Source organism: Enterobacter sp. ECC-249 (assembly GCF_043965265.1).
Taxonomy (GTDB): domain Bacteria; phylum Pseudomonadota; class Gammaproteobacteria; order Enterobacterales; family Enterobacteriaceae; genus Enterobacter; species Enterobacter quasiroggenkampii.
On sequence record NZ_CP143660.1, the window covers coordinates 3,739,611 to 3,758,757 of the forward strand.

The 19,147-nt window shown below is 60.2% G+C and carries 17 protein-coding genes; 5 read left to right on the plus strand and 12 right to left on the minus strand.

Annotated elements, in window-relative coordinates; genetic code table 11:
* Nucleotides 1–3: 3 nt before the first annotated feature.
* Nucleotides 4–1,356, minus strand: coding sequence for a glycerol-3-phosphate transporter (gene glpT, locus V1587_RS17790; protein WP_045354273.1), 1,353 nt, complete (start codon nt 1,354–1,356; stop codon nt 4–6).
* Nucleotides 1,357–1,607: 251 nt separating this feature from the next.
* On the opposite strand from glpT, the gene glpA reads away from it, so the two are divergent.
* From glpA to glpC, 3 genes are read left to right on the plus strand one after another with little or no spacing between them, the layout of a single operon-like run.
* The gene (gene glpA / locus V1587_RS17795) at nt 1,608–3,236 is read left to right on the plus strand and encodes an anaerobic glycerol-3-phosphate dehydrogenase subunit A (protein WP_371897322.1); all 1,629 of its coding nucleotides are present in this window, start codon (nt 1,608–1,610) and stop codon (nt 3,234–3,236) included.
* Nucleotides 3,226–4,443 (plus strand): glycerol-3-phosphate dehydrogenase subunit GlpB, encoded by a 1,218-nt coding sequence (glpB, locus tag V1587_RS17800; protein ID WP_371897323.1) that lies wholly within the window; start codon nt 3,226–3,228, stop codon nt 4,441–4,443. Before glpA ends, glpB begins: the two co-directional genes overlap by 11 nt.
* Nucleotides 4,440–5,630 (plus strand): anaerobic glycerol-3-phosphate dehydrogenase subunit GlpC, encoded by a 1,191-nt coding sequence (glpC, locus tag V1587_RS17805; protein WP_371897324.1) that lies wholly within the window; start codon nt 4,440–4,442, stop codon nt 5,628–5,630. The genes glpB and glpC overlap by 4 nt, the downstream gene beginning before the upstream one ends.
* Nucleotides 5,631–5,663: 33 nt before the next feature.
* On the opposite strand, the gene V1587_RS17810 is transcribed toward glpC, so the two are convergent.
* From V1587_RS17810 to V1587_RS17855, 10 genes are all read right to left on the minus strand, one after another.
* The gene (locus tag V1587_RS17810) at nt 5,664–6,863 is read right to left on the minus strand and encodes a nicotinamide mononucleotide deamidase-related protein YfaY (RefSeq protein ID WP_371897325.1); all 1,200 of its coding nucleotides are present in this window, start codon (nt 6,861–6,863) and stop codon (nt 5,664–5,666) included.
* A 93-nt stretch (nt 6,864–6,956) separates the two neighbouring features.
* A complete protein-coding gene (locus V1587_RS17815) occupies nt 6,957–7,496 on the minus strand; it encodes a YfaZ family protein (protein WP_257260627.1) in 540 nt (179 codons plus the stop codon).
* Between the two features lie 124 nt (nt 7,497–7,620).
* Entirely contained in the window at nt 7,621–8,982 is a 1,362-nt protein-coding gene (gene menE / locus V1587_RS17820) for an o-succinylbenzoate--CoA ligase (RefSeq protein ID WP_371897327.1), read from the minus strand.
* Nucleotides 8,979–9,944, minus strand: a complete 966-nt coding sequence (gene menC, locus V1587_RS17825) for an o-succinylbenzoate synthase (protein WP_371897328.1) — start codon at nt 9,942–9,944, stop codon at nt 8,979–8,981. Before menC ends, menE begins: the two co-directional genes overlap by 4 nt.
* On the minus strand, nt 9,944–10,801 hold the full coding sequence (gene menB / locus V1587_RS17830; RefSeq protein ID WP_008500223.1) for a 1,4-dihydroxy-2-naphthoyl-CoA synthase: 858 nt from the start codon (nt 10,799–10,801) through the stop codon (nt 9,944–9,946). The genes menC and menB overlap by 1 nt, the downstream gene beginning before the upstream one ends.
* Nucleotides 10,798–11,574, minus strand: coding sequence for a 2-succinyl-6-hydroxy-2,4-cyclohexadiene-1-carboxylate synthase (gene menH, locus V1587_RS17835; RefSeq protein WP_371897329.1), 777 nt, complete (start codon nt 11,572–11,574; stop codon nt 10,798–10,800). The genes menB and menH overlap by 4 nt, the downstream gene beginning before the upstream one ends.
* Nucleotides 11,571–13,241 (minus strand): 2-succinyl-5-enolpyruvyl-6-hydroxy-3-cyclohexene-1-carboxylic-acid synthase, encoded by a 1,671-nt coding sequence (gene menD / locus V1587_RS17840; RefSeq protein WP_371897330.1) that lies wholly within the window; start codon nt 13,239–13,241, stop codon nt 11,571–11,573. The genes menH and menD overlap by 4 nt, the downstream gene beginning before the upstream one ends.
* Before the next feature lie 88 nt (nt 13,242–13,329).
* A complete protein-coding gene (menF, locus tag V1587_RS17845; RefSeq protein ID WP_371897331.1) occupies nt 13,330–14,625 on the minus strand; it encodes an isochorismate synthase MenF in 1,296 nt (431 codons plus the stop codon).
* Nucleotides 14,626–14,711: 86 nt separating this feature from the next.
* On the minus strand, nt 14,712–15,017 hold the full coding sequence (gene elaB, locus V1587_RS17850) for a stress response protein ElaB (protein ID WP_008500219.1): 306 nt from the start codon (nt 15,015–15,017) through the stop codon (nt 14,712–14,714).
* Nucleotides 15,018–15,070: 53 nt separating this feature from the next.
* Nucleotides 15,071–15,532: a GNAT family N-acetyltransferase gene (locus tag V1587_RS17855; protein WP_371897332.1), complete on the minus strand. Its 462-nt coding sequence runs from the start codon at nt 15,530–15,532 to the stop codon at nt 15,071–15,073.
* A gap of 72 nt (nt 15,533–15,604) precedes the next feature.
* On the opposite strand from V1587_RS17855, the gene rbn reads away from it, so the two are divergent.
* Nucleotides 15,605–16,522 (plus strand): ribonuclease BN, encoded by a 918-nt coding sequence (gene rbn / locus V1587_RS17860; protein WP_371897333.1) that lies wholly within the window; start codon nt 15,605–15,607, stop codon nt 16,520–16,522.
* A gap of 64 nt (nt 16,523–16,586) precedes the next feature.
* Entirely contained in the window at nt 16,587–17,591 is a 1,005-nt protein-coding gene (locus tag V1587_RS17865) for a chemotaxis protein (protein ID WP_032652809.1), read from the plus strand.
* A gap of 92 nt (nt 17,592–17,683) precedes the next feature.
* Here V1587_RS17865 and nuoN read toward each other — a convergent pair whose 3' ends face one another.
* Nucleotides 17,684–19,141 carry an NADH-quinone oxidoreductase subunit NuoN gene (nuoN, locus tag V1587_RS17870; protein ID WP_044597877.1) on the minus strand — a complete coding sequence of 486 codons (1,458 nt, stop codon included), beginning with the start codon at nt 19,139–19,141 and terminating at the stop codon, nt 17,684–17,686.
* Between the last annotated feature and the right edge of the window lie 6 nt (nt 19,142–19,147).

The window sequence follows — 19,147 nt, forward strand, 5'->3', positions numbered from 1 at the left end:
TCCTTATTGACGACGTGCCAGCACTTCAGCGTGGTGACGTTTCTCACCGATCATCACAACAATCAGCAGCAGTACCGCCAGCACGCTACCGCCGATCATCACCATAAAGCCGCCGTCCCAGCCGAAGAAGTCAACGGTGTAGCCGACGATGGCGCTCGCCGCAACCGAACCGCCGAGGTAGCCGAACAGGCCGGTAAAGCCCGCCGCCGTGCCCGCCGCTTTTTTCGGCGCCAGCTCCAGGGCATGCAGACCGATCAGCATCACCGGACCGTAAATCAGGAAGCCGATGACGATCATGCAGGCCATATCTACTGATGGGTTGCCCGGCGGGTTGAGCCAGTACACCACGGTAGCAATGGTCACCAGGGTCATAAAGAACACGCCCGTCGCGCCGCGGTTACCTTTAAACACTTTGTCCGACATCCAGCCGCAAAGCAGCGTGCCTGGGATCCCGGCGTATTCATACAGGAAATAGGCCCAGGAGGATTTATCCAGCGCGAAGTGCTTCACCTCTTTCAGGTAGGTTGGCGACCAGTCGAGGATGCCGTAGCGCAGCAGGTAAACGAACACGTTCGCCACCGCGATGTACCACAGCAGCTTGTTCGGCAGCACGTACTTCATGAAGATCTGTTTTGCGGTCAGCTCTTCTTCATGCTCCTTGCTGTAATCATCCGGATAGTCGTTTTTGTACTCTTCAATCGGCGGCAGGCCGCAGGACTGCGGCGTGTCGCGCATCAGGGCAAAGGCAATAATCGCCACCAGAATGGCGCCAAAGGCAGGCATATAGAGCGCCGCATGCCAGTCGTTGAACCAGGCCATCCCCAGCAGGAACAGCAGCGGCGGAATACCGCCGCCCACGTTATGGGCGCAGTTCCACACCGACACGATGCCGCCGCGCTCTTTCTGCGACCACCAGTGCACCATGGTACGCCCGCACGGCGGCCACCCCATCCCCTGGAACCAGCCGCAGAGGAACAGCAGCACGAACATGATGGCAATGCTGGAGGTAGCCCACGGCACAAAGCCCATGAACAGCATGACCGCGGCCGCCAGGATCAGACCGGCGGGCAGGAACACGCGTGGATTCGAGCGATCCGACACGGAGCCCATGATGAATTTGGAAAAACCGTAGGCGATGGAGATCCCCGACAGCGCGAACCCCAGATCGCCGCGGGAAAAGCCCTGCTCCACCAGATACGGCATGGCGAGCGCGAAGTTTTTACGTACAAGGTAGTACGCCGCGTACCCGAAGAAGATCCCCAGGAAGATTTGCCAACGCAGACGGCGATAGAGCGGATCTATTTCTGCCTCTGGCAGACGCGCCCTGTGCGGCGCAGGTTTGAAGATACTGAGCATAACAGCCTCCGTGGCCTTGAAATGAATGAGCAGGTGGCTCGCACCTGAATTCCAGAGGCGGGGATGTTAAGAAATCACGGTGATTGTTACTGTGAATCAACGCACAGATTGTTACAGAAATATGACAGAATGCGCAAAAAAGCGCATGAAATCACGTTTCACTTTCGAATTCCGCGCGTTTATGTTCGAAATCAAACAAACCACAAAATTAATATGGCTAAATGATAAAAAACGAACATAGAGGGTAAACAATGACCAGTCACGATCCTCGTTATAGTGATGTGATAATCATTGGTGGTGGCGCAACCGGCGCCGGGATCGCGCGCGACTGCGCCCTTCGCGGCTTAAGCGTCACGCTTCTGGAACGCCATGATATCGCCACGGGCGCAACCGGGCGTAACCACGGCCTGCTGCACAGCGGCGCCCGGTATGCGGTCACCGACGCGGAATCCGCGCGCGAATGTATTGCTGAAAACCAGATCCTCAAGCGTATCGCCCTCCACTGCATTGAGCCGACCGACGGCCTCTTTATTACCCTTCCCGAAGATGATCTCGCTTTTCAGGACACCTTTATTACCGCCTGCACTGCAGCAGGCATCCGGGCTGAGGCCATAGATCCTGCGCTGGCGCGGCGGCTGGAACCGTCGGTTAACCCGGCGCTCATCGGCGCGGTGAAAGTCCCTGACGGTACCGTCGATCCGTTCCGCCTGACCGCCGCCAACATGCTGGACGCCCGGGAGCATGGCGCGCATATCCTCACCGGACATGAAGTGACCGGTCTTATCCGCGAAGGCCACCGCATCTGCGGCGTGCGGCTTTTTAATGCGCAATACAATGAACACAGCGAGCTGTATGCCACCGTGGTGGTCAACGCGGCGGGGATCTGGGGGCAGCGCATTGCGGAATACGCTGACCTGTCGGTGCGCATGTTCCCGGCGAAAGGCTCGCTGCTGATCCTCGACCACCGCATTAATAACCACGTGATCAACCGCTGCCGCAAACCGTCTGACGCCGATATCCTCGTGCCGGGAGATACCATTTCGTTAATCGGGACGACCTCAACCCACGTGGACTACAGCGAGATTGACTACAACCGCGTTACCGCTGAAGAGGTGGATATCCTGCTGCGCGAAGGGGAAAAACTGGCGCCGGTGATGGCGCAGACGCGCATTCTGCGCGCCTACGCGGGCGTGCGTCCGCTGGTCGCCAGCGACAACGACCCGAGCGGACGTAACGTCAGCCGGGGCATCGTGCTGCTCGATCACGCCGAACGCGACGGCATGGACGGGTTTATCACCATCACCGGCGGCAAGCTGATGACCTATCGCCTGATGGCCGAGTGGGCAACCGATGCCGTCTGCCGTAAGCTGGGCAATACCGAGCCGTGCGTGACGGCGGAACAGCCGCTGCCGGGATCGCGGCAGTCCACCGAAAAAAGGCTGCAGAAAATCATCTCCCTGCCCGCGCCGCTGCGCGGGTCCGCTATTTACCGCCACGGCGACAGAACGCCACTGTGGCTTGGTGAAGGACGACTGAGCCGCAGCCTGGTGTGCGAGTGCGAAGCCGTCACCGCCGGTGAGGTGCAGTACGCGGTGGAGAATCTGACGGTCACCAGCCTGCTCGATCTCCGCCGCCGCACCCGCGTTGGAATGGGTACCTGTCAGGGCGAGCTGTGCGCCTGTCGTGCCGCTGGATTATTGCAGCGTTTTCACACTACCACCGCCACCCAGTCGCTCGATCAGCTCAGCGCATTTTTAAACGAGCGCTGGAAAGGCATTCAGCCCGTCGCCTGGGGCGATGCGCTGCGCGAAAGCGAATTTACCCGCTGGGTCTACCAGGGGCTTTGCGGTCTTGAGAAGGAGCAACGCGATGAAATTTGATACCGTGATTGTCGGCGGCGGGCTGGCGGGCCTGCTCTGCGGCATCAGGCTCACGAAGCAGGGTCTGCGCTGCGCCATTATCACCCGGGGCCAGAGCGCCCTGCACTTCTCGTCGGGCTCGCTGGATCTGATAGACGAAGCGTACCGCGATAAGCTGCCGCCGGAGCACCCGTATCACCTGATTGGCGCGCAGCATATTGACCGCTTTGCGCTGGAGACCGAAGCGCTGCTGGCGGACTGCGGCGCACGTCTGCAGGGCAGCGCCCGGCTCAATCATCAGCGCGTAACGCCGCTCGGCACCCTGCGTTCCGCGTGGCTCAGCCCGGAGGAGGTGCCCGTTGCCCCCATTCGCGCGGGACGCGTGCGGGTGGTAGGGATTAGTGGCTTTCTGGATTTCCAGCCCCATCTCGCGGCGGCATCACTTTGCCGCCAGGGCATCAATGCCGAAACGGCAGAGATAGAACTGCCTGAGCTGGATGTCCTGCGCGACAACCCGAGCGAGTTTCGCGCGGTGAATATCGCCCGTTTTCTGGATAACGAAGAGAAATGGCCGCTGCTGTATGACGCCCTCAGGCCGCTTAGCGACAGCTGTGACGCCCTGCTGATGCCCGCCTGCTTCGGTTTACGCGACAACCGGCTCTGGCGCTGGCTCTCGGATCGTCTGCCCTGCTCGCTCGGCCTGCTGCCGACGCTGCCCCCGTCCGTGCCCGGCATCCGCCTGCACACCCAGCTCCAGCGCCAGTTTGTTGCCCAGGGCGGGGTGTGGATGGCGGGGGATGAGGTGAAGAAAATTACGCTGGTGGACGACGCGGTAAGCGAAATCTGGACGCGAAACCACGAGGATATTCCGCTTCGCGCCCGCTATACGGTGCTGGCAAGCGGCAGTTTCTTCAGCAACGGGCTGCTGAGCAGCCGGGAGGGCATTCGGGAAGCCATTATGGGGCTGGACGTTCGCCAGCGAGCCTCCCGCGCGGACTGGTATCAGAGTGATTTCTTCTCGCCGCAGCCCTGGCAGCAGTTCGGCGTGATTGTCGATAACCACCTGCATCCGCAGCTTTCCGGTAGGCCCGTCAGAAATCTCTTTGCCATCGGTTCGCTGCTGGGCGGGTACGATCCCATTGCCCAGGGATGCGGTGGCGGAGTCTGCGCCGTCACGGCGCTGTATGTGGCAGAGCAGATTAGCCAGCGCACGGAGGCTGAACAATGAACGACACCCGTTTTGAAAGCTGCATCAAATGCACGGTGTGTACCACCGTCTGCCCGGTCAGCGGCGTGAATCCACGCTATCCCGGGCCAAAGCAGGCCGGGCCGGACGGCGAGCGTCTGCGCCTGAAGGACGGCAAGCTGTACGACGAGGCGCTGAAATACTGCATCAACTGCAAACGCTGCGAAGTCGCCTGCCCGTCGGATGTGAAAATCGGTGATATCATCCAGCGCGCCCGGGCTCGCTACAGCACGCAAAAGCCGTCGCTGCGAGACGCGATTCTGAGCCATACCGATCTGATGGGCAGCGTCTCTACACCGTTTGCCCCGCTGGTGAATGCCGCGACCTCTCTCAAACCGGTGCGCCAGCTGCTGGATGCCACGCTGAAGATAGACCATCATCGCAGCCTGCCGAAATATTCTCACGGCACCTTCCGCCGCTGGTATAAATCCGTGGCGGCGGAGCAAGCGCAGTACGACGAGCAGGTGGCCTTTTTCCACGGCTGCTATGTGAATTACAACCACCCGCAGCTGGGTAAAGACCTGCTGAAAGTGCTAAACGCCATGGGCACAGGCGTTCAGTTACTGAACAAAGAGAAGTGCTGCGGCGTACCGCTGATTGCCAACGGGTTTACCGATAAAGCGCGCAGGCAGGCTCAAAGCAATGTCACCTCCCTGCGCGAAGCGATTGTCGATAAAGGCATTCCGGTGCTGGCGACCTCTTCCACCTGTACCTTCACCCTGCGCGATGAGTATCCGCATCTGCTGGACGTGGACAACACCGGCCTGCGCGAGCACATCGAGCTGGCGACACGCTTCCTGTGGCGCAAGCTCGACAGCGGGCAGACGTTGCCGCTGGGGAAATTGCCGCTGAAAGTGGTCTATCACACGCCGTGTCATATGGAGAAGATGGGCTGGTCGCTCTATACGCTGGAGCTGCTGCGGTTAATCCCGGGGCTGGAGCTGACGGTGCTGGACTCGCGCTGCTGCGGGATTGCGGGAACCTACGGCTTTAAGCGTGAAAACTACGAAACGTCGCAGGCGATCGGCGCCCCTCTGTTCCGTCAGATTGAGGAGAGCGGCGCGGATATCGTGGTAACGGACTGCGAAACCTGCAAGTGGCAGATTGAGATGTCCACCAGCAAGCGCTGCGAACATCCGATTACGCTGCTGGCAAAGGCGCTGGGGTGAACATGGCCGGGGCGAAAGGCCCCGGCACAGGTGTTACTCGATGAACAGCGACTCGACCACATGGATCCAGCCGTGCTCGCTGGCAACCTCTTTGCCATTCAGCCAGCGGCGCAGCATGTTCAGCGCCATCATCGCGCAAACCTCCTGACGCACCGCCAGGCTGTGGCGGGTGATGCTCATTTTAACCCGCAGAGCCCAGGTGCCTTCCGGCGTCGCCAGCGCGAAGTTAAGGTATTCCTCGTCCAGCCCCCCGACAAACAGCGCCAGACCGGCAAAATGCTTCACCCTTCTCTCGGAAGCCCAGCGGGCGGTTTGCGCGAGAGTCTCCTGCTGGAACGGCACCACTTCGCTCGCCAGCAGCGGCGCGTTGACGCGAGACAGCTGCAGCGCCAGCAGGCCACCGGTGAACTGCTCGCTTAAGGTCACGCTGAGCTGACGCGCCTGCAGTTGCTTCGCAATCTGCGCGGGCAACCCTTCCGTACCTTCAAAGATCAGGCTTTCGCCCGCCACGCGCTGCACCTCGGGCCACAACGCCAGCATCGCCTCTTTCTGTTCGGCCGGGCCTGTCAGCTTAAGTTCAATGATCGGCATGGAGGAGCGATAGCCCATGGACACGCCCGGCGGCAGCGGAAGGTGATCGAGGCTCTGGGCCAGATCGCTTTCCGAGCGGCCAAAGGTGGTCAGACGCAGGCACAGCGGCGGTTCAGGCAGGGTAAAACGATCGCGAAGGCGCGGCAGGATCTGCTGCTCGACCATCACTTTAAATTCTGAGGGTACGCCCGGCGTGAAGAACATCAGGCAGCGGTTCAGCTGCATGGCAAATCCACACGCGGTACCGACCGGGTTATCGACCAGTTCAGCACTGGCGGGAATTTCAGCCTGTTTGCGGTTGCTTGGGGCCATGACGCGGCCACGTTCGGAGAAAAAGCGCTCCATCTGCGAGAGCCACGCCTCGTGAAGCACCAGCCCTTCACCTTTTGCGGTCGCGGCGGCCAGCGCGCTGAGATCGTCACTGGTGGGGCCGAGCCCGCCGTTCACAATCAGCACGTCGCAGCGTTCACTGCGCTCGCGCAGAATAGCGACCAGCGACTCAAGATTGTCGCCCACCGTATTGCGGCGCGTTAACGGTAATCCTTGCTCAAAGAAAAGATCGGCAAGCCAGGCAGCATTGGTATCAATAATTTGTCCATGCAGCACTTCGTCGCCGGTGGATAACATCTCCACGTTAATCATTATGTTCTCCCGCTTATTTGGTCAAAACACTATAGCGCAAACGCGGGGTGGAGAAGAGAGAAACTGGCGCGACAGAATGCCGCGCCGGAGTGATTAGAAGCCTGCGCTGACGCCCACGTACGGGCCGTCGGCCAGCGCGTTGTCGCGGTTGCCGTCTTTGCCGGCCAGGTTCAGATAGCGATAACCCGCTTCGATGGTAATCGGACGCATGATGGTCCAGCGCGCGCCGGCGTTGGCCTCTTCATAGCTTTCGATACCGCTTGAGAGGGAATCCGGCGAATAGTAGTACTCACCAAACAGGCCGAAGCTGTCGCCAATTTTCCACTGCAGGCCGCCGCCCACTGCCGCCGCGTACCCTTCGTCACCGTCATTTGGGTTGGTATAGATACCTTTACCGCCGACGGTTGCCAGGAACGGGCCAAGAGGAACGTTCAGACCCAGGCCGAGGCTGGCAGCGTCGCCGTCGTCATCGTTATGCGTCCAGCCGCCGGTCATCGCCAGACCGGAAGTCTCGGTCCCCATGCCAAAGCCCAGGTGGGTATAATCCTGACCCGCCGAGCCGTTAATGCTGATGGCGTTAGCCGCCGCAGATACAACCATCAGGCCGAGGCCCAGTAATGCCACTTTTTTCATTGTCGTGATCCCGCACAATTATTATAAAGAAGTCCCAAAACCGCGAGATTTTAACCGGAGTCTCCCGGGGATCAAGCACTCTGCGTGCGGCAGAACGGTAGATTGTAACTATTTGAAACGGCTATTATCCCTTCAGCGATGCGTTCACCCATTCCTGCAACGCGCGGCGCGAGACTTTAATGCCGCCATTTTTGAGTTCGGTCGGCAACAGCAGCCAGCGGACGGGGTGCTCAAAACGCGCCACCTTATCCCGCACCCAGTCAGGTAAACAGGTGATATCCGTTCCCGGCTCGCACTCCACTACCGCCACCGGACGTTGCCCGAATTCAGTGTCGTCCAGCGGAATGATAAACACCTGGTTAACCTGCGGGTGCGTGGCGATAACGCGCTCCAGCGATTCCGGCTGGATCCCTTCTCCGCCGCTAAAAAAGAGGTTATCCATGCGGCCGAGGATCGTCAGGCGGCCGTCATGCCATTCGCCGCGATCGCGTGTGGCGAACCATCCCTGCGCGTTGATCAGCGGAATCAGTTCGCCATCCCGCCAGTAGCCTGAGGCCATGCTTTGCGCCCTGATCCAGACTTCCCCGTTAACGACCTGCACCTCTCTGCCCGGCAGCGCACAGCCCACGTCCGGCTCGCCGTCCGCCTCTTTCGCACAGACGGTAGAGGCAAACTCGGTCAGACCGTAGCCGCAGAAGGTGCGTATATCCTGTTCTCTCGCCTGTTCGGTCAATTCAACAGGGATGGCCGCCCCACCCAGCAGCACCGCTTTCAGTGTGACAGGCTGGTGGGCATTAAGCAGACGCCAGAGCTGGGTTGGCACCAGCGAGGCGTGTGTGCAGCCACACAGCGCCTGCTCCAGAGGCTGTTTCTCGCGTACGGTTAACCGCGCGCCGGCCTGCAGCCAGCGCCATAAAATCCCCTGGCCGGAAACGTGGAACAGCGGCAGCGAAAGCAGCCAGTTGTCGTCTTCACCGTAGGGTATCAGCGACAAAACGCCGCGTGCGCTCGCAAGATGGGCCTCGCAGGTATGGACCGCCGCTTTTGGCAGCCCGGTGGAGCCGGAGGTCAGCGTCATGGAGGCCAGCCGCGCCGGTTGCCACGCAGCGCAATACGCATCGGCTGTCTCGTGCATGCGCAGGGCAGGAAGAGCGTCGTAGCTGCCGTCCAGCACCAGCGCAAAGCGCAGCGTCATCTGCGGGAGCAGCACGTCCAGCAGCGGGCGCGGCAGCTGTGGATTAGCGGGAAGAATACGCGCCCCGCACTGGAGCAGCGCCAGCCACGCCAGCAGGGTTTGCGGATGATTATGGGCCTGCAGCAGCACGCCGCAGCCCTCCTCCACCCCCTGCCGGTGAAAGCCCGCCGCAAGGCTGTCGATGCGCGCGCACAGCTGTTGCCAGCTGAGCACCTCGTCGTTCAGCCTGAGGGCCGGTTTATCGGCAAACTGTGCGCACCAGTGTCGCCACGGCCAGTCGTTAAAACTCATCGCAACGGCTCCAGCGCCGCGACGTCGAGGCACGGCAGCGCGCTGTCCGGCCACGTACGGATAAGCTGAGCCTGCATCAGGTTCAGCGTGTCGAGGCCAGGAACCGTATCCGGCGTTAGCCAGGCGGCAATGCGCGCCAGCTGGGTCAGCCCAAGGCTGGACTCAATCGACGAGCTGATGACCGCCGTCAGCCCTGAGGCGTGCGCCGCCGCGACCTGCTCGCGCACCTTCGCCAGGCTGCCGGTCAGCGTCGGTTTAATCACCACCGCGCTGACGCCGGGCTCGGCAACAAATTCAAAATCGTCCTCGCGCAGGCTTTCATCCCAGGCGATGGCTATCCCCGTTTCGCGGGCAAACGCGCGCGACTCGTCGCGGGTTTTGCACGGCTCTTCGAGGAAGGCAATGCGGCTGCGGTACGCCGGGTTGACGTACTTCGCAAACTGCTGCGCCTTGAGCGGCGTCCAGGCGCGGTTGGCGTCCAGACGCAGATGCAGATCGGGGATCGCCTCCAGCAGCAGGTTGGCGACCATGCCGTCGCGCACGGCTTCATAGAGACCGACTTTAATTTTCGCCACTTTCTCCCCCGGCATGGCGGAGAGCAGCGCGAACAGCTCGTCAGGATCGCCCGTGCAGAGCGGCGCCGCGCGGTAATTCCCTGCTTCCGGCAGGCTGCCTTCCAGCTCGGCCAGCGCGCAGCTGATACCAAAGGCCGCGGAAGGCACCTCCGGCAGCGCCGGATTTGCACCCTCGCGCCACGCGTCCGCCCACGCCAGCAAGGCCGTCTGCGCGACATCCAGCGACTCCAGGCTAAAGCCCGGCAGAGGCGAAATCTCGCCCCAGCCTTCCCGCTCGCCCTGCTGCAGATGCACGAAGAAGCCGTCACGGGTTTTTAACCGCCGTTCACGCAGCACCACGCCCGCGTCCATCGGTATCTGCCAGCGGTAAACCTGCGCGCGACGCATTACGGATTCCGTTTGTATTTGCTGAAGTCCGGCTGGCGTTTTTCGTTAAACGCGTTGCGCCCTTCCTGACCCTCTTCGGTCATGTAGAACAGCATGGTGGCGTTGCCCGCCAGCTCCTGCAGACCCGCCTGACCGTCACAGTCGGCATTGAGCGCGGCCTTCAGGCAGCGCAGCGCCATTGGGCTGTTTTGCAGCATTTCACGGCACCAGCGCACGGTCTCTTTTTCGAGATCGGCAAGCGGCACCACGGTATTCACCAGGCCCATATCCAGCGCTTCCTGCGCGTTGTACTGACGGCACAGGAACCAGATTTCGCGGGCTTTTTTCTGTCCGACGATGCGCGCCATGTAGGAGGCTCCCCATCCGCCGTCGAAGGATCCCACTTTCGGGCCAGTCTGGCCGAAGATGGCGTTCTCGGCGGCAATGGTCAGGTCGCACATCATGTGCAGGACGTGGCCGCCGCCGATGGAGTAGCCCGCCACCATCGCCACCACCGGTTTTGGACAGGTGCGGATCTGACGCTGAAAATCGAGGACGTTCAGGTGGTGCGTACCCGCGTCGTCCTGGTATCCGCCGTAGTCGCCGCGCACTTTCTGATCGCCACCGGAGCAGAACGCTTTCTCGCCTTCGCCGGTCAGGACAATCACGCCAATGTTGTCGTCATAGCGCGCATCCGCCAGGGCCTGGATCATCTCTTTTACGGTCAGCGGACGGAAGGCGTTACGCACCTGCGGACGGTTGATGGTGATTTTGGCAATACCGTCGGTGGACTTGTGGTAACGAATGTCGGTGTAGCCTTCGGAGCAGTCCTGCCATTCAACCGGGGCGTAAAGCATGTGTTCATCAGGGTAGATCATAGAGTGTCCTTTATTCGAAGACGCAGTATCTGAGCCAGACTTGCCGCAACCGCATCGGGGTTTTCCCGGTGGGCGTTGTGTCCGGCGTTGGGAATTTCATGACGGACGGCGTTCAGCTCCTCGGCAAGGGCCGCAAACTTCTCATCACGTTCGCCATAGAGATAATCAAAAGAGAAATCGCGCGCGCTCAGGGCGGCACGCAGGTCGGGCTGCACGGCCAGCGACGTTGCCTCGAGTATCATCGCCAGCATCGCGCCGTCGTTCTGGCTGCGCAGGGTAATCAGCGCCTCGCGCTGGGCGTCCGTGAGGGAGGCGAACACGGGCTGTTGATACCAGTCAGCGAACACCTTCTCCAGCGGTTCGCTGCGAAAACGCGTTGCCCAGCGGCGGTCAGATGCCAGCCGCGCCTGTCGCGCATCGGCATCCTGCAGGCCCGGATGTCCGCCTTCTACCGTCACGCCCAGTAGCCCCTTTGGCTGCTGGCAGGCATGGAACATCGCAATGCGGCCGCCGAGGGAGTACCCGACGAGCCAGAAATTAAGTATGTTGTAACTAATCAGGGTGCGGGTGAGCAACGCGCTCATCTCGTCGAAGCCCGCGACGCCCAGGTGCCGGGATCCACCGTGACCCGGCAGATCCAGATACAGCCGGGGGTAGTCACGGAATCGCTCACCAATAGCCTGCCACTCGCGGCAATCTCCGGAAAACCCGTGCAAAAAGACCAGCCAGGGATAGCCTGGATTTCCGGCCTGCTGCACGCCCGAGAGGATCACAGCTGGCTCACCTGCGCCAGCAGGCTTTGCAGGGTCTGCGCACCGTCAGCCTCATTCACCGCCAGCTCAATCAGCGTCGCGCCGGGCTGTTTCCAGGCTGTACCGAGCGCGGCATCCAGCTGTTCCCAGCTTTCCGGGCGATGATATTTCAGGCTGAACATCGCCGCGGCGTGTTCGAACTGCACGTTTTGCGGCATCAGATAGAAGCGCTCGCGCTCGCTCTGCGGCGTAGGCAGCAGGGAGAAAATCTGCCCGCCGTTGTTGTTGACCACAATCAGCACGAACGGGGCTGACGCCTGACGCAGCAGCGCCAGCGCGTTGAGATCGTAGAGTGCGGAGAGATCGCCCACAATCGCCAGCGTCGACTTTGCGCTGGCGCGCTGCACGCCCGCCGCCGTGGAGATCAGCCCGTCGATGCCGCTGGCGCCACGGTTGCTGTACACCGGGTAGCCTGCTGGCAGCTGCGAAAAAGCGTCAATCAGGCGCACCACCAGGCTGTTGCCGACAAACAATTGCCCCTGCTCGGGCAGGTACTGGCGAATACGGTGCGCCAGCCCGGCCTCGCTAAACGCTTCACAGTGCGCTTTGGTCAGCTCCCACGCCTGGCGCGAAAGGTCCGGGATGGCTACCGCCCAGGGCTTGCGTTTTTCAGCCGGATGAAGCGTCAGCCAGGCGTCGATACTGCTGACGAGACGACGACCGCGGTGGTGCGCCGGGTCAAGCCGCCCTTCCAGCGCGTCCACCAGCCAGTACTCTTCCGGCGTGCAGGTGGCCTGCCACTGGAGTAAGCGTTTGCCGGTTAAACTCGATCCAAGCTGGACAACAATCTGCGCCTGCGCAAGCTCGGTGACCGCTTTGGCATTACCCAGCCAGAGATCCGCGCACGGCAGCGGCTGACCGGTCTGAGAAAGTACGTCGCCTATCAGCGGCCAGCCCAGGGTTTGCGCCCATTCGGCAACCAGCTTGCCTTCGGCGGCGCTCATGCGCCCGGCGATCACCACGCCGCGCTTCTGCCGCCAGAAGAACCAGTCGCGCTGCTTCACGCTCTCAAGATGCGTCTGCTCGCGCAGCCACGGTTTTTCACTCTGCCACCAGTCGCCAAGGGACTGCTGCCAGTCAAGACCCGTATCGTCCAGCTCGCCGTACAGCGGCTCGGCAAACGGGCAGTTGATATGCAACGCCCCGCTGCGCAGCGTCTCCATGGCGTGATCGACGGTGGAGACCAGCCAGCTTGCCGGGATATCCTGGGTGGGACGGGGTAACGAAATCGTCTGCGAAGGATGCGAAGAAAAGAGTCCCGGCTGACGGATGGCCTGATTGGCGCCGCAGTCGATAAGCTCAGGGGGACGATCGGCCGTCAGCAGAATCAGCTTTTCACCGGTTAACCCGGCTTCAATCAGAGCCGGATAGAGGTTCGCCACGGCAGTACCGGAAGTGACAATCACCGCCACGGGTTCTTTGCTAACCTTCGCCAGACCCAGCGCGAGATGCCCGAGGCCACGCTCATCAAAGTGGGTGTGGTGAATAAACGCCCGGTTTTCGGCGGCCGCCAGCGTCAGCGGCGTTGAGCGAGAACCCGGTGCAATACACACGTGCCTGACGCCGTGGCGCGTCAGGGCTTCAAGGATCACCGCCGCCCAGCGTCGGTTAAAAGAACTTACTGACATGAGATTGTCCGGTATCAAGAATGCGACACAGTATAAATAATAGAAAAAATTGGAATTTTGATATGAATCGGGATTGCGCGATTCAGTATTAATCCCTTAGGAGCAGAGAGCGCAATCCGGCGGCTTTGTTTTCAATCTCCTGCCACTCCTGCTCCGGGTCAGACCCGCTGACAATACCAGCACCGGCATAAAGCCGCAGGGAGTCATCCTGGACGCGGGCGGAGCGCAACGCCACGCAAAATTCACTCTGTTCGGGAGATAAATACCCGGCCGAACCGGCGTACCACTCGCGGTTAAAGGGCTCAACCTTCTGGATAAACTCGCGCGCTGGCTGTCGGGGTAATCCGGCAACGGCCGCGGTCGGCTGTAACATGAGCAAACACTGCTCATCATCGGCCTGTTTGAGCTCAGTCCAGATACAGCGGCGCAAGTGCTGCACTTTACGCAGGCGCACCACCTGAGGGGGCAGTACCTCAAGCGTCTGCGTATAGTGCTGAAGACGCTGGCAAATATCTTCCACGACCAGCATATTTTCGCGCTGGTTTTTATCATCGTTCAGCAACCATTCGCCGAGACGCTGCGCCTGGCTATCATCGGTATGGCTGGCAACGGTGCCCGCCAGCGCTTCCGTGCGCAGCAGCGTGCCGCGCCGCCGCCAGAGACGCTCGGGGGTCGAGCCAAGAAACGCGTTGCTGGCGTCGAATACCATGCAGAAGTGGTAGCAGTGTAAATTCAGGGCGCGGCTGGCCGCCATCAGCGCGACGGGGTTAACGCGCTGTGTGAACTGGATATCGGTTGCCCGGGCGAGAACCACCTTTTCAAAGTCACCGCGTGCGATGGTCTCTGTCGCTCTGCGAATAAGCTTCAGCCATTCGGCCTGCTGCGGCTGATGGGTTTCGTGCTCAACCTGAACGGACAGCGGGCGGATAGATCTCGCAGGACGGAGCTGCTGTAAAAAATGCCGCGCGGCGTGGGCATCTTCCTGAAGCGAATAATCGCTCCACAGCTGCAGGCGCAGCGTAGCGGTGCCGGCGGTACGTCGCCAGAGCAGTCGCGGTAAAAAGAGGCTGCCCTGCTCCGGATTAAAGGCGTTCAGGCCGTAGATGCGGGTATCACCAGCCACGTTTTGCTCGCGCAAAAACTGCGTGGCTAACGCCAGAGAGGCAAAGGGGATAACCGCCCCCAGCGCGGCAAGCTCTTCATCGCCGTTACGCTGCTGCCAGTAAAACTGCGGATAACACTGCTGCTCGCCAAGCCAGGCGAGGGGATCGAAGGCGTCGTTTAACGGGAAAGAGACGTCGAAATGACGTATGCCGGGTGCTGCGGGTAACGCTTGCGAAAGCTGGGTACGCAGTTGCTCCAGCGCGAGGAAAATCGAATTCACGCGAACCTCTCCCTGTTAAAACCTCGTATTATACGGGGTACCGACAATAAATAGCAGTACCCACGTATAGGGAGTGGTTAAGCGGCTTAACGTCGGGCCAGCAGCAGCCCCAGTACCAGGCCTACGGCAGCGCCCACGCCAATACCTTGCCACGGTTTTTCATGCACGTAATCATCGGCACGATACACCGCTTTTTTGGCACGATAGTAGTAGGTATCAGACGCATGGCTGACGCGGTTTTTCACTTCATGCAGCGCCTGCTCGGCGCGGGCTTTTAGCTCAATATATTTCTGATCGGCAGGGTCGCCCGAGGAACGTAACACCTCTTCCAGCGTTTCGCTCAGTAAGGCCAGGTCGTCGTCGATACGGGTATCCCAGGATTGAAATGACATATTTTTCTCCATGTTAGTACACCAGTCCGCTAACTATAGCCAACGACTCGCCATTACGCCTGCTTCGCTTCCCGCGCCATGCCGATGTGGGGAATGCCGTCTTCGTCATACACTTCCGTTACCGGCGTGAAGCCAAAGTGGGCATAGAACGACTGCAGGTGCGCCTGCGCGCCCAGGTATAACGCCTTGTTCGGCCACTGTTTCTGGCACGCCTCGAGCGTTTTCTCCATCAGCTGATAGCCCAGTTTTTCACCACGCGCGCTACCGCTGATGATGACGCGGCCAATGACGACAGGCTCAAAATCGTCTTCGCTTTTCAGAATCCTCGCATACGCCACCAGCTCGTTATTCCGCCAGCCGAGGATATGGCGGTTCTCGCCGACGAGATCGTCTCCGTCGATATCCTGATACGGGCAGGTCTGTTCAACCACAAACACTTCGCAGCGCAGTTTCAGCAGGGCGTAAAGTGAACGAACGGTGAGGTCACTATGGTGTAAATCTTGCCACTGGATCATGTCAGTCTCCTTCCTGGGGGTTCATCACGTTATACTAAACCCCTCCCCGTTCGGCAAAGGGCTGATTGCGTTATGGAACTGATTTTTCTGGGTACGTCCGCTGGCGTGCCAACCCGCTCACGGAACGTGACGGCGATACTGCTGGATCTTAAACACCCCACCCGCGGCGGGCTGTGGCTGTTTGACTGTGGTGAAGGGACGCAGCATCAGCTGTTGCACACCGCTTATCACCCCAGCAAGCTGGATAAAATTTTTATCACCCATCTGCATGGCGACCATCTGTTTGGCCTTCCCGGCCTGCTGTGCAGCCGCTCGATGGCCGGTAACGCCAACACGCTAACGATTTACGGGCCTGCGGGTATTCGTGAATTTGTTGAAACCACGCTACGCCTGAGCGGGTCGTGGACGGATTATCCGCTGGAGGTCGTTGAGATTAGCGAAGGCCTGGTTTTCGATGACGGCGATTATAAGGTGAGCGCTCAGCCGCTCAATCATCCTGTCGAGTGCTATGGTTACCGCATTGAAGCGCATGACAAACCCGGCGCGCTGGACGCCGCCGCGCTGATGGCCGATGGCGTAAAACCCGGGCCGCTGTTCCAGCGTCTGAAGCACGGAGAGACCGTCACGCTGGAGGACGGTCGCGTCATCAACGGCCAGGATTATCTCGCCGCACCGCAGCCCGGCAAGAAGCTGGCGATTTTTGGCGATACGGCCCCTTGCGCGGCGGCGCTCACGCTGGCTCAGGGCGTGGACGTAATGGTGCATGAAGCAACGCTTGAAACGGCGATGGAAGAGAAAGCCAACAGCCGGGGCCACAGCTCCACGCGTCAGGCGGCGCAGCTTGCCCGTGACGCGGGCGTCGGGAGGCTCATCGTCACCCACGTCAGCTCGCGCTACGACGCGCGGGGCTGTGCAGGCCTGCTGGCCGAGTGCCGCGCGCTGTTCCCGGAATGTGAGCTGGCCGAAGATTTCGCTCAGGTCAGCGTTTAGTCCTTCATTTTTCCTTCAGGATGCCGATAACGATTAAAAGGTCAGCATTTCTCTCGAGGGTAGAATGGATAATTTCCAGAAAGATATTGATGACAGGGCGAATCTGACCCTGTCGAACCGTTTTGAACTGTTGCTGTTCCGTCTTGGCACCTCTCTTAACGAAAATAAATCTGAGCTGTTTGGCATTAACGTCTTTAAGCTGCGTGAAATTGTGCCGATGCCGGAGTTCACGAAACCCGCCGGGATGAAGTCACCGCTGATGGGAATGGTGAATATTCGCGATCAGGTGATCCCGGTGATCGACCTGGCCGCCGTGGCGGGCTGTAAGCCCACCACCGGGCTGAATATCCTGCTGATCACCGAATATGCGCGCAGCGTGCAGGCGTTTGCCGTGGAGTCGGTTGAGAACATCATGCGTCTGGACTGGAAGCAGGTGCACGCGGCGGAAACCGCCGTCAGCGGTCGCTACATCACCAGCATTGCGTGTCTTGACGAGAAGAGCGATACCAACGATCTGGCGATGGTGCTGGACGTTGAGCAGATCCTGTATGACATCACTCCGGCCAACCACGATCTGCACGCCACCAATCTGAAAACCACCAAATTCCATATCAAGCCGGGCGCGGTCGCCATCGTCGCGGAAGACTCCAAAGTGGCGCGCTCAATGCTGGAGAAAGGCCTGCAGGCGATGGAGATCCCGGCGCAGCTGCATATCACCGGCAAAGAGGCGTGGGAGAAAATTGGGGTTCTGGCCGCGCAGGCGCAGGCTGAAGGAGTTCCCATCACCGATAAGATCGCGCTGGTGCTGACCGACCTCGAAATGCCGGAGATGGACGGTTTTACGCTGACGCGCAAAATCAAAACCGATCCGGTACTGAAAGATATTCCGGTCGTGATCCACTCTTCCCTTTCCGGCAACGCCAACGAAGACCATATTCGCAAGGTGAAGGCGGACGGGTATGTGGCGAAGTTTGAGCTGAACGAGCTGTCGTCAGTGATTGAGGAAGTGCTGGACCGCTCGATGAAGAAGATTGACGGGCCGTTGATTAGCCGGAAGCAGCTAGCTTAGGTCCTGTGCGGGCTGGTGCCCTCACCCCATCCCTCTCCCACAGGGAGAGGGCGCAAACCATAAAAAAACCCGCCGAAGCGGGTTTTTTGTTTTTACATTAATGGCATCGCTCGCTGCACGATATCAATCAGCGGCTGCGGATAGATACCGAAGATCAGCACCAGCAGCGCGGAGATGAGAACCACAATACCGCCAGCGCTGTACTGCCAGTTGGTTGGGGCATCACGGTTGAGCTGCTGAGGCGCGCTCAGGTACAGGCTCACGGCCACGCGCAGATAGTAGTAGAGACCAATCGCGGAACCGATCACCACGCCCGCAGTCAGCCACCACAGGTTCGCCTGCACACCGACGGCCAGCACGTAGAACTTACCGATAAAGCCGAGCGTCATCGGGATACCCGCCAGAGAGAGCATCATCACCGTCATCACGGCGGACAGGATCGGACGGTGCCAGAACAGACCACGGTAAGAGAACAGTGAATCGGCATCCGGACCACGGTACGGGCTGGACATCAGGCTCACCACGCCGAAGGCGCCGAGGCTGCTGAACAGGTAGCCGGCCAGATACACGCCCACGGCTTCCATCGACATCTCACCGCTCTGCAGCGCAATCAGCGCCACCATCAGGTAGCCCAGATGAGAGATAGACGAGTAGCCCAGCAGACGCTTGATGTTGGTCTGGCTCAGCGCCATCAGGTTACCGAAGATGATGGAGACGAACGCGATAATGCCCAGCACCACGCGAACCGCTTCACTGTCACCCACCGGAGCGTACAGGAACAGACGCATGACCACCCCGAAGATAGCGATTTTGCTCGCCGTCGCCAGGAAGGTCGACACCGGAGCCGGAGCGCCCTGGTATACGTCTGGCGTCCACAGGTGGAACGGAACCAGAGAGAGTTTGAAGCCGAGGCCAACAATCATCATGCCCAGACCCGCCAGCAGCAGCGGCTCATGCAGCATGCCGTCACCGAGGCTCTTGCCGAGCGCCATGAAGGAGAGGTTACCGGACTGTGCGTACACCAGCGCAATACCAAACAGCAGGAACGAGGACGCCGCCGCAGACAGGATGGTGTACTTGATGCTTGCTTCCAGCGAGCGCTTCTGGCGGAAGGCGTAACCAATCAGACCGAACAGCGGCAGAGAGATCAGCTCAATACCGAGGAACAGCGCGGCCAGGTGGTTCGCATTCGCCAGCAGAATGCCGCCCAGCGCGGCAATCAGAACCAGCAGGTAAAACTCTTCTTTGTTGTCGTTGTAGCCTTCGAGCCACGGGTACGCAAAGGTACAGGTTGCCAGGCTCGCCAGCAGCACCAGACCGGTATACAGCATGGCGTAACCGTCAACGCGCATCAGCGGAGTGACGTCCATCGCTCCGCCCTGGCCAACAAACCAGAGAGAGACTAACGCGGCGTTCAGGCCGATGACCGACAGCGTGGCATTCAGGAAGTGATTGCGTCGCCACGCAATGGAGAGCATCACAACCACCACCGTCAATCCGACGATCAGCAGCGGTAGCAGCGCGATCAGTTGTTGTGGAGTTATTGTCATGGCGAA

What these genes read in the sequence shown, in the direction of transcription:
- V1587_RS17855 (WP_371897332.1), bottom strand. Translation starts at nt 15,532, where the DNA reads ATGATCCAGTGGCAAGATTTACACCATAGTGACCTCACCGTTCGTTCA.
- menD (WP_371897330.1), bottom strand. Translation starts at nt 13,241, where the DNA reads ATGTCAGTAAGTTCTTTTAACCGACGCTGGGCGGCGGTGATCCTTGAA.
- menE (WP_371897327.1), bottom strand. Translation starts at nt 8,982, where the DNA reads ATGAGTTTTAACGACTGGCCGTGGCGACACTGGTGCGCACAGTTTGCC.
- elaB (WP_008500219.1), bottom strand. Translation starts at nt 15,017, where the DNA reads ATGTCATTTCAATCCTGGGATACCCGTATCGACGACGACCTGGCCTTA.
- V1587_RS17865 (WP_032652809.1), top strand. Translation starts at nt 16,587, where the DNA reads ATGGATAATTTCCAGAAAGATATTGATGACAGGGCGAATCTGACCCTG.
- glpT (WP_045354273.1), bottom strand. Translation starts at nt 1,356, where the DNA reads ATGCTCAGTATCTTCAAACCTGCGCCGCACAGGGCGCGTCTGCCAGAG.
- V1587_RS17810 (WP_371897325.1), bottom strand. Translation starts at nt 6,863, where the DNA reads ATGATTAACGTGGAGATGTTATCCACCGGCGACGAAGTGCTGCATGGA.
- glpC (WP_371897324.1), top strand. Translation starts at nt 4,440, where the DNA reads ATGAACGACACCCGTTTTGAAAGCTGCATCAAATGCACGGTGTGTACC.
- V1587_RS17815 (WP_257260627.1), bottom strand. Translation starts at nt 7,496, where the DNA reads ATGAAAAAAGTGGCATTACTGGGCCTCGGCCTGATGGTTGTATCTGCG.
- nuoN (WP_044597877.1), bottom strand. Translation starts at nt 19,141, where the DNA reads ATGACAATAACTCCACAACAACTGATCGCGCTGCTACCGCTGCTGATC.
- menC (WP_371897328.1), bottom strand. Translation starts at nt 9,944, where the DNA reads ATGCGTCGCGCGCAGGTTTACCGCTGGCAGATACCGATGGACGCGGGC.
- glpB (WP_371897323.1), top strand. Translation starts at nt 3,226, where the DNA reads ATGAAATTTGATACCGTGATTGTCGGCGGCGGGCTGGCGGGCCTGCTC.
- menB (WP_008500223.1), bottom strand. Translation starts at nt 10,801, where the DNA reads ATGATCTACCCTGATGAACACATGCTTTACGCCCCGGTTGAATGGCAG.
- glpA (WP_371897322.1), top strand. Translation starts at nt 1,608, where the DNA reads ATGACCAGTCACGATCCTCGTTATAGTGATGTGATAATCATTGGTGGT.
- rbn (WP_371897333.1), top strand. Translation starts at nt 15,605, where the DNA reads ATGGAACTGATTTTTCTGGGTACGTCCGCTGGCGTGCCAACCCGCTCA.